Source organism: Streptococcus australis (assembly GCF_019930045.1).
GTDB classification, from domain to species: Bacteria; Bacillota; Bacilli; order Lactobacillales; family Streptococcaceae; genus Streptococcus; species Streptococcus australis_D.
This window is the reverse complement of sequence record NZ_JAHZQQ010000061.1, coordinates 1-9,093: the sequence shown is the minus strand read 5'-3', so window position 1 is coordinate 9,093 and position 9,093 is coordinate 1. Positions and strand designations below refer to the sequence as shown.

Here is a 9,093-nt window from a genome sequence, read left to right as displayed (position 1 = left end):
CTAGCTCAAACAGCTGGAAGAACACTCGCTTAATCAGAGGAATGACTTTGTTGCACTTGACTTGACAATTGGGGAATGAAAATTTTTCTCTACTAATTCAATTTTATCTTATATGAATTTCTTGGAGTACGTTAATAATTTGGAAATTCTTAATTTATTATGCTTCTTGTTCTTCTTTCACCAATTTTTGATCATAAACTCGGATGAATGGGAAATAAACTAAGAACGCTGCAACTGCACAAAGTAGTGCAACCAAAACTGCTCGAACATCCGCTGTTCCTAAGAAAGCACCTATCCCCACTGGAGTTGGCCAAGGAACTTGAGCGATTACCGGATTAATTAATTGCAGAGCGTTAGCAAAATAGTAAATAGTTGCAGTAACCATTGGCGCTAAGATAAACGGAATGGCCAAGGCTGGATTATAGATAATTGGTAAACCAAAAATCAAAGGTTCATTAATATTGAATAACGCTGGAACAATAGAGGCACGTCCAATCGCTTTAAGTTGTTCTGACTTAGCAGCAAATGCAATATATAGACATAGACCCAGAGTTGCACCTGATCCACCAGCAATAACAAACATGTTAGAAAACTCTCCAGCTACAGCAAAGTTCCCTCCAGCAGCATTTTCTGCCATGTTAGCAAGTGCGATCGGATTTACAAAAGCAAAGATAATATTTGCACCGTGAATACCTACAATCCAAAGAAGTTGAGTTAATAGATAAATAATCATTAGCCCAATCCATGAGTTAGTTAGATTCGCAACAAAACCAAATGGAATAGCAATAACTTTAAAAATATCTGTCCCCATAGCTACAAGTAAGCCATTGATGAAAATAACAACAAATGCAACTACAAAGCCTGGAATTAGAGCAGTAAACCCACGAGAAACGCCTTCTGGAACAGCTTCAGGCATTTTAATGACCCAATTCCGTTTAACACACATGCGATAAATGAGAACTGTGACAATAGCCATGATGATCGCCGTGAAAATACCTGTAGTACCAAAACGAGTAACACCATTTCCCATTGCCCAACCATCAGCAACTACGGCACCCTCTTCGAGGCTTGTCACAGCCTTCATCATACCTCCATCAAAAATGATTTGTGGAACTGTCATGATAAATGCCATTAATGCAAGAAGAGCACCATTAAGAGGATTCATATTTAACTCTTCTTCTTCTGCATAGATTTTAGTCAACTCATATGCTAATGAAAGTACAAAGTAAAGTGATAATGAGCCCATAGTTGCAAAGTTTGCAACCATATATAGTGACGTAAATTTATCAAATGAAGCAGAGAAAATATCTGCTACAATTGGCCAGAATGAGAAAGCTTGTGGCAAAATACTAAAGACCAAAAACATTGACCCTACAATAGTAAAAGGTACAGCTGCCATACCGGCTGCGGTAATAGCACGTACAACTTTAAACTGAGCAAGTTTACCCATTGGTCCCATGACGTGATTTTCAAGGAAACCAAACAATCCATTTTGCTGATCCATAAACAGACCTCCTTAATTAAACATAATAATTATTTACCTTTTCAAAAAAGAATAATTCAAAGCATATCGATTCTAACCAAAAGGTTATAAGTTTAGTGAGCTCTTTTCCAACTGAATAAATCGTTGATAAGCCTTATCTTTTTGTTGGTATATATCTTGAATTCTTCTAATGTCTAATAAGCTGATAACCAGCCCCAATAAAAGAACTATAAAGACAAAAACACGTGCTACTTGATTATTTTCGAAAATTGGAAAAAGATATGTGAACCAACTTGTCCAAGTTAGAACAAGTAATCCCGTTGAAATAACTGCTTGTAAACGAACAAACATTTGTGTTATTCCCAATTGCACACTCCGTTTCCCATATAATCGAAACTGCTCAACAGTAGCTAAGATAGAAAATACGACGAGTATAATAGGGAAAATCATGACAAGAGAAGGTCTAATAAATTGGATTAAAAGCCAATAAATATTGCCAAAAAAGAAGAGTGCGATTGAATAACGTAAAAGAAGAAATCGATTGAAAAAAGTATTTTTCAAAGCAGTCTCCCGACGTTGTCGTTCAATTTCTTGTCGTTCTTTTTTATCCATTTTTACCTCCTTGTGTAAATATACCTATTTAGCCAACTTTCCTATAAAGAACTAACATTTCCTTTGCTACTTCTAACAAAGTCATCGTTGTCATTAAATGGTCTTGAGCATGTACCATGATAATTTCAATTTTAATTTCTACGCCACTTGCATATTCTTGTAGTAGTTTGGTTTGTGCATGATGAGCTTCAAGAATTATTTCATTTGATTTATTTAATTGATTCTCTGCTTCATCGAAACTACCTTCCCTCATCTTAGCAAATGCTTCATGTATTTCTGATCTTGCATTTCCCGAATGAAGAATAATTTCAAATGCCGCGACCTGTAGTTCTTCTTGATTCATACGAACCTCCTATGTTATATTCTCAAATATATTAATAAAATCTTCAAAATTATTGCAAGCTATTAATTGATTTTGCAAGTCATCCTTCTCTGTTAGCGAAACAATCCTTTTAGTCACATCCGTCAATCCTTCATTACCATATATTGATGGCGATAAGAGAAAAACGAGTTGAACATTTGAGTTTTGATCGTCCCAAAGCAAGGGATCTTTACAAATAGCAACCGCTATCTTTACATCTGTTCCTAAAGCCTGGATCGGATGTGGAACTGCAATCTTTTCAGAGAAAACTACCGAACTTAACTCCTCACGTTGTTGAATACCGTGTAGTAAAGATTCTTTAAAATTATACGATTCACCTTCAGATAAACCATCAGCCATATTTGAAAGTAAACTATTCTTATCTTGATTGAAGCATATTAGAAAATTATCTTTACTAAAATACTGTTTAAAATCTGAAGCGCTCCTGTTAATCTGCGAGCTTTTCGTATGACTCGATACCTGCATCTGATCCATCGCCTCTCGAATTTGAGCAATTTCATCATTTTTAAGGAAGACGCTAACCGTAAAAACCGGCACCTGAAAATAAAGATTTGATAAATCTACAGCGGATACAATAAAGTCAATGCCTTGGATTTTTTCTTGATTCAACTCGTAATATCCTATTACGTCAACAACTTCAAGTCGATTACCAAATTCTGTTTCCAAACGATTTCTAAGCATTTGAGCAGCGCCGAATCCCGATGCACAGATAGCAAGAACAGAAAATTTATCATTTTCTTTCCGACGCTCTATAGCAGCTAAAAAGTGAAGACTCACATATGCTATTTCATCATCTGATATAGACACCTGAGAGAATGTTTCCATATTCTCAAGGATTTCTTTAGTCATAAAGAATATATCACTATAATTCTTTTTAACCTCATCTACCAAAGGATTATTGAGAGTAATTCGACTATCCAAACGAATTTGTAAAGTCATTAGATGTGTTATCAATCCCTCAAAAAGTTGAAAATCCGAAGAGAAATGATATATGTCATCTAAGCCTAAAGCCTGAAAAGTCTGGACTAAAGACCTTTTCATTTCCTCTTTAGAAATTTTCGTTTGAGTTTCTTGAGATAGTTGGCTTTTAGCCAATAAATGCAAAGTAATATAATCTACTTCTTGAACTGGAAATTCTTGATTTGAAACCTCACTTATCCTTGCGAGTATTTTCTTAGCAACTTTTCTTTCCGTGTCATTATTAGACATCTGGCAAGATAAATTTTTTATCTCAAATCCAGATTTGATGCGCACCATTGCTAGTGCTATATGAACAACCAAATTTTGTAAAACAAAATCTGATAACTTGAGTTTTGCATCTTGACACTCTTCTAAAACAATTCTAGCTATTTCTTCTAATGATAGTGTTTGATCAAAAAAGTTAGATTGAACATGATAGTGTAATGTTTTAAAAAATTGATTACCCAAAAAATAGTCCATAATGAAGCATCGTTTATCTCTTTCTTCCCCTGAAACATATACTCCCTTATTAGCTCTACTCTCAATCGATAAATCATACTCAGATAACATTCTTCGTATTTTTTTAAAATCATGAGATAAAGTTGAGCGACTAACATAAAGTTCATCAGCTAAATCATCAAAAAGAACCGGGACTTGTTCAAAGAGCAATTTGTTTAATATAAAAGCTAAACGATCATCACCTTTTGAAATGGAGGTTGTTGAATAAACTTCACTCAGTTCATAAGTTAACCGAAATTCTTGATATGCCTCTTGATTCTCAAAAAATAATTGGAATCCTTGTCCTTGCTTTGAAATCAGCTTAACACCCTGAATATTCATTGTCTGATCAATTAACTTGAGGGTATTACGAACAGTTCTATCTGAACAGGATATGTGCTCTGCAAGTTCCTTACTTGTAACAAAACGCTCCTTATGCTTTAGCAAGAATTGAAGGATGCTTTTCTCTTTAGAGTTTGACACAATCATGCCCTCCTAAAACTCATGTTTTACCTTCTCTTATAGGATATATCCACACCTAAATGATATACAATAAGCATAAGTTTCAAATACGAAATCAAATTTAAATTCTTATTAATTGTCTCGCATTAATGTGGAGATATTAAATCTATTTTAAAACTAGATATTTTCAAGAATTAAATTAGCCATTTTTTCAATTCCCATTGGAATTGGAATATATGCTTGAGGAGGTATTTGTACTACCGGTTTCCCTACTTTGTGACCTGCTTCTTCAAATTGCTTAAAATACATTTTAGTTTGAGGGCTAACTAGATATAAATCAAAGCCTCCCGTTGCAATAGCTTTTCCTCCCTCGGTAGCACTAACAGCATCTACCTCAATATCTTGACCTTTACCTTTAAGAAATTCCGTTGTTTTCTTCGCCATAAGTGATGAAGACATTCCTGCCGCACAAATAATTAAAGCTTTTGCCATAACATTTCTCCTTATTTCAATTCCAATCATCTATATATTTGATTGAGTAGTTTGTTATCTATAATTCTATTATAAATAAAAACGCTTACAATAACCATTCTTGTTTTTTCCTAATCGATACGGAAAAAAACTATTTATACTTCACTTTATATAGCAAAATAGTACCAGATAGCAAAAACGAAATACTATTAGCCAAAATTAAAGGTAAGTCACCAATATGAAGCCCATGAGCAAGCCATAAAGCAATGCCAATAACCTGCATAATATACATGCCTAAGGCAATTGATTCGGTATCTTTTGTTTTTACTACACGTACAACTTGCGGCAAAAAAGCAAATGTTGTTAAAATTGCTGCAATGCTACCAATCATATTTATTCTCCTATGTTTATTAAAGAAGCTGGGCTCATTCCCAGCTTCTTCGTTTTATTCTACCGTTGCACCGTTAGATGCAATAACTTCTTTATACCAATTAAATGATTTTTTCGGTGAGCGTTCATAACTTCCCTGTCCATCATCATCTTTATCCACATAGATAAATCCGTAACGTTTCCTCATCTCACCGGTACCAGCTGAAACCAAGTCAATACAGCCCCAAGGTGTATAGCCCATTAAATCAACGCCATCTTCAACTACAGCTTTTTTCATTTCACGAATATGGGCACCTAGGTAATCAATTCGATAATCATCATGAACCATGCCATCTACTTCAACTTGGTCTATGGCACCAAAACCATTTTCAACAATGAAGAGTGGTAAATGATAGTGATCAGTAAACCAGTTTAATGCATAACGTAATCCCTCTGGGTCAATTTGCCACTCCCACTCAGATGCCTGAACATAATTATTTTTAACCAAATCTTCTGTTTCAAGATAATCGAAATAAGGGTTATTCTCACGATGAGAATCGATAGCAAAAGACATATAGTAGCTAAATCCAATATAGTCTACTGTTCCTTCAAGTAAATCCTCTTTATCTTGATCTGTAAAATCAACTGAAATTCCTTTACGTTGCCAATACTTGAGAATGTGTTCAGGATATTTACCAAAAACGTGTACATCAGCAAAGTAATAACGTTTTTGCATAGCCTTCATAGCCATTAAAACATCTTTAGGATTACAAGTTGCAGGATAAATAGGACACATCGCAATCATACAACCAATTTGAAAATCTGGATTGATTTCATGACCTATTTTTACTGCTTTAGCAGAAGCTACTAATTCATAGTGTGCTGCTTGATACATGATAGCTTCTCGATTATCACCCTCCTCATATACAATGCCTGAGTTAGTAAATGGTGCAAAATCTTCCTGGTAATTGGCTTGATTGTTGATTTCATTAAAAGTCATCCAATATTTAACTTTATCCTTATAACGCTTGAATACAACTTCCGCAAAACGAACAAAGAAATCAATCAATTTCCGATTTTTCCACCCACCATATTCCGTAACCAAATGATAAGGCATCTCAAAATGAGATAAAGTAATTACAGGCTCAATTCCATGCTTCAAGCACTCATCAAAAAGATCATCATAAAATTGCAAACCTTCTTCATTAGGCTCTAACTCATCACCTTTTGGGAAAATACGTGTCCAGGCAATCGAAGTTCGGAAACATTTAAATCCCATTTCAGCAAAAAGTGCTATATCTCCTTTATAACGATGATAAAAATCTATTGCTTCATGGTTTGGATAATATTTGCCTTCCAAAACACCTGGGGTAATTTCACGAGCAACTCCATGGCGACCAGCTGTCATCACATCAGCAACACTGATTCCCTTGCCACCTTCTTGCCATCCTCCTTCAAGTTGATGAGCTGCAACAGCACCGCCCCATAAAAATCCATTTTTAAAAGTAGTCATCTTTTTTCCTCCTGGCTTTGATACTTTTATTATAAGCTTTACAATAAACAATGAAAATGTACTCTTTTTCCATAATATAACGGAAAAAAAGACTATTCTAAGCAACTATTACGTAAATCAGAAACTAATAATCAATGATTAGCACTTATTTGTACATTTATAAATGTACAAATAAAGTCACTGATATACTATATGTTTCAAATCATTAAATATAAAAATAGGAAAAGCATTTCGAATCTAATATACGAAATGCTTTGAATAGACGTAAGTGGATTTTAACGTTTACTAAATTGTGATGCTTTACGGGCCTTTTTCAAGCCTGGTTTCTTACACTCTTGCATTCTAACGAATTTCAAGGAGCTTTTGACCTAAGTCAATTTGACCACTTGCCAGTGTTTCTACTGCTTCATAGTCAGCCGAGTTGGTAACAATGACTGGTGTTACCACTGAGTAGCCTGCCTCTTTAATCGCTTCGATATCAAAGGTGAGAAGCAATTGGCCTTTTTTCACTTTTGAACCTTGGACAACGTGAGCTGTAAATCCTTTACCATCCAACTCCACGGTATCCATTCCTACGTGGATGAGCAGTTCAGCTCCATCATCTGTTGCTAAACCGATCGCATGGTTTGTAGGGAAGAGCAAGCGAATGGTTCCGTCTGCTGGAGCTACCACTTCACCGACAGAAGGCTCGATAGCGACGCCTTGCCCCATCGCACCACTTGCAAAGACGGCATCTGGAGTTTCTGAAAGCGGAACAACTTTACCTGTGATTGGGCTAGAAACGACTTGCTCTTTTACTGATGCCTTTTCTCCTTCTTCAACGACTGCTTTACTCTCTTTTTTAGCATAAAGAGTAGGGATTGGGATAAACATTTGGATGGCAAATGATAAGACAATCGCAAGCACTGTGCCAATAAAAGCAACAAACATATTCTTAAAGTTTCCATCCGGACTCACCAGTGAAGGATAAACGAAAATTCCCAAAGCTCCAAAAGAATACATTGTCATGTTAAAGAAGCCTACAAATGCACCAACGATACCAGATACAATACAGCTAATGATAAATGGAGTCCGCATAGGAAGGGTTACCCCGTAGATCGCAGGTTCAGTTACTCCAAAGATTGAAGAGATAAGTGCTGGCATGGTGATGGCCTTAACTTTTTCTTCTTTGGTCTTAAGATAGATAGCTGCTAAGACACCTGTTTGAGTGAAACATGGTAGGATTGCAGCTCCTAAAATCACTCCTGCTCCCTTTTGGGTTAATTCAAGGATAACTAAAGGTACCAATCCCCAGTGCAAACCAAACATAACCATGACTTGCCAAAGAACACCTAGTAGAAGTCCATAAACAACAGGATTAAAACCGTGAACTGCTGTCAAGAAAGAACCCAGAAGGTTAGATGCTCCACTCGCGATTGGACCAACCAAAAGGAAAGTGAGAGGAACCGACACAACTAAGGTTACAAATGGAACGACGAAAAGTTTCACTGTGTCTGGAGTTACTTTTCTCATGAACTTTTCAATGTGAGACGCAACCCAAACGGCTAAAATTGCAGGAATGACTGTTGATAAATAGCCACCAGTTGGCATGCTCAAAGGAAGCCCGAAGAAATTGGCCGCCCCCGCTTTTCCCAATGCAGTAACACTCGCTTCCAAATTTGGATAGACCAGAGCTGCTGCAATCGCTAAAGCTGTAAAGTCATTCATTTTAAACTTACGAGCCGCATTCACAGCAATCATCATTGGTAAGAACTGGAAGAAACCTTCACCAGCAGCAGTAAGAACTAAAGCAACTCCGTTATTGGTTGCATTCCATCCTAAAAAGGCTGTTAAAATTGCAACGACACCTTTAATAATCCCTGCCGCAGCCAAGGGACCAAGGAAAGGTTGGAAAATACTTGATACAATATCAATGAAGGCATCTAGTGGATTTTTCTTCATTCCATCCCCTTCATCAGCATCTACAGTGCCAGCCCCCTGTAGACCACCAACAGCTAGTACTTCTGTATAAACATCAGGAACATGATTGCCAATAACAACCTGATATTGGCCACCTGCCTGAACAATTGTCACAACACCATCTCGTTCCATAAGATAGTCTGTATCTGCTTTACTCTCGTCCTTAAGAGAGAAGCGTAAACGAGTGACACAGTGTTTAACACTAGTTACATTATCACGTCCACCGACGTGATCAAGAATATCTTGAGCTAATTCTGTATATTTAGCCATAAGGGATCCTCCAATTTTTTCTCGGTCATTTTTCTTAAAGATAAATTGCAAGAATAAGTGCAACATTTACTTGAACTCATCCTCTAGAGCTTCACAAGCAGTTCTGTAAGCTAA

At 36.3% G+C, this 9,093-nt stretch carries 8 protein-coding genes and 1 pseudogene; all 9 read right to left on the bottom strand.

Annotated features, from left to right (window positions below; translation table 11 throughout):
* Positions 1-157: 157 nt before the first annotated feature.
* A complete protein-coding gene (celB, locus tag K1J10_RS09400; protein ID WP_223357061.1) occupies positions 158-1,504 on the bottom strand; it encodes a PTS cellobiose transporter subunit IIC in 1,347 nt (448 codons plus the stop codon).
* A gap of 84 nt (positions 1,505-1,588) precedes the next feature.
* Positions 1,589-2,095: a hypothetical protein gene (locus K1J10_RS09395; protein WP_195324879.1), complete on the bottom strand. Its 507-nt coding sequence runs from the start codon at positions 2,093-2,095 to the stop codon at positions 1,589-1,591.
* A 28-nt stretch (positions 2,096-2,123) separates the two neighbouring features.
* Entirely contained in the window at positions 2,124-2,438 is a 315-nt protein-coding gene (locus tag K1J10_RS09390; protein WP_117744119.1) for a PTS cellobiose transporter subunit IIA, read from the bottom strand.
* 9 nt (positions 2,439-2,447) lie between these two features.
* A complete protein-coding gene (locus K1J10_RS09385) occupies positions 2,448-4,424 on the bottom strand; it encodes a BglG family transcription antiterminator (protein ID WP_195324881.1) in 1,977 nt (658 codons plus the stop codon).
* 150 nt (positions 4,425-4,574) lie between these two features.
* On the bottom strand, positions 4,575-4,889 hold the full coding sequence (locus tag K1J10_RS09380) for a PTS cellobiose transporter subunit IIB (protein ID WP_195324883.1): 315 nt from the start codon (positions 4,887-4,889) through the stop codon (positions 4,575-4,577).
* Positions 4,890-5,019: 130 nt separating this feature from the next.
* Positions 5,020-5,259, bottom strand: coding sequence for a SemiSWEET transporter (locus tag K1J10_RS09375; RefSeq protein WP_117744116.1), 240 nt, complete (start codon positions 5,257-5,259; stop codon positions 5,020-5,022).
* 54 nt (positions 5,260-5,313) lie between these two features.
* Positions 5,314-6,750, bottom strand: coding sequence for a 6-phospho-beta-glucosidase (locus tag K1J10_RS09370; RefSeq protein ID WP_223357059.1), 1,437 nt, complete (start codon positions 6,748-6,750; stop codon positions 5,314-5,316).
* Between the two features lie 275 nt (positions 6,751-7,025).
* A pseudogene (rpsI, locus tag K1J10_RS10805) lies at positions 7,026-7,094 on the bottom strand (30S ribosomal protein S9); the annotation flags it as partial.
* A complete protein-coding gene (locus K1J10_RS09360) occupies positions 7,093-8,979 on the bottom strand; it encodes a beta-glucoside-specific PTS transporter subunit IIABC (protein WP_398577101.1) in 1,887 nt (628 codons plus the stop codon). The gene K1J10_RS09360 and the pseudogene rpsI, both read right to left, overlap by 2 nt.
* Positions 8,980-9,093 lie beyond the last annotated feature (114 nt).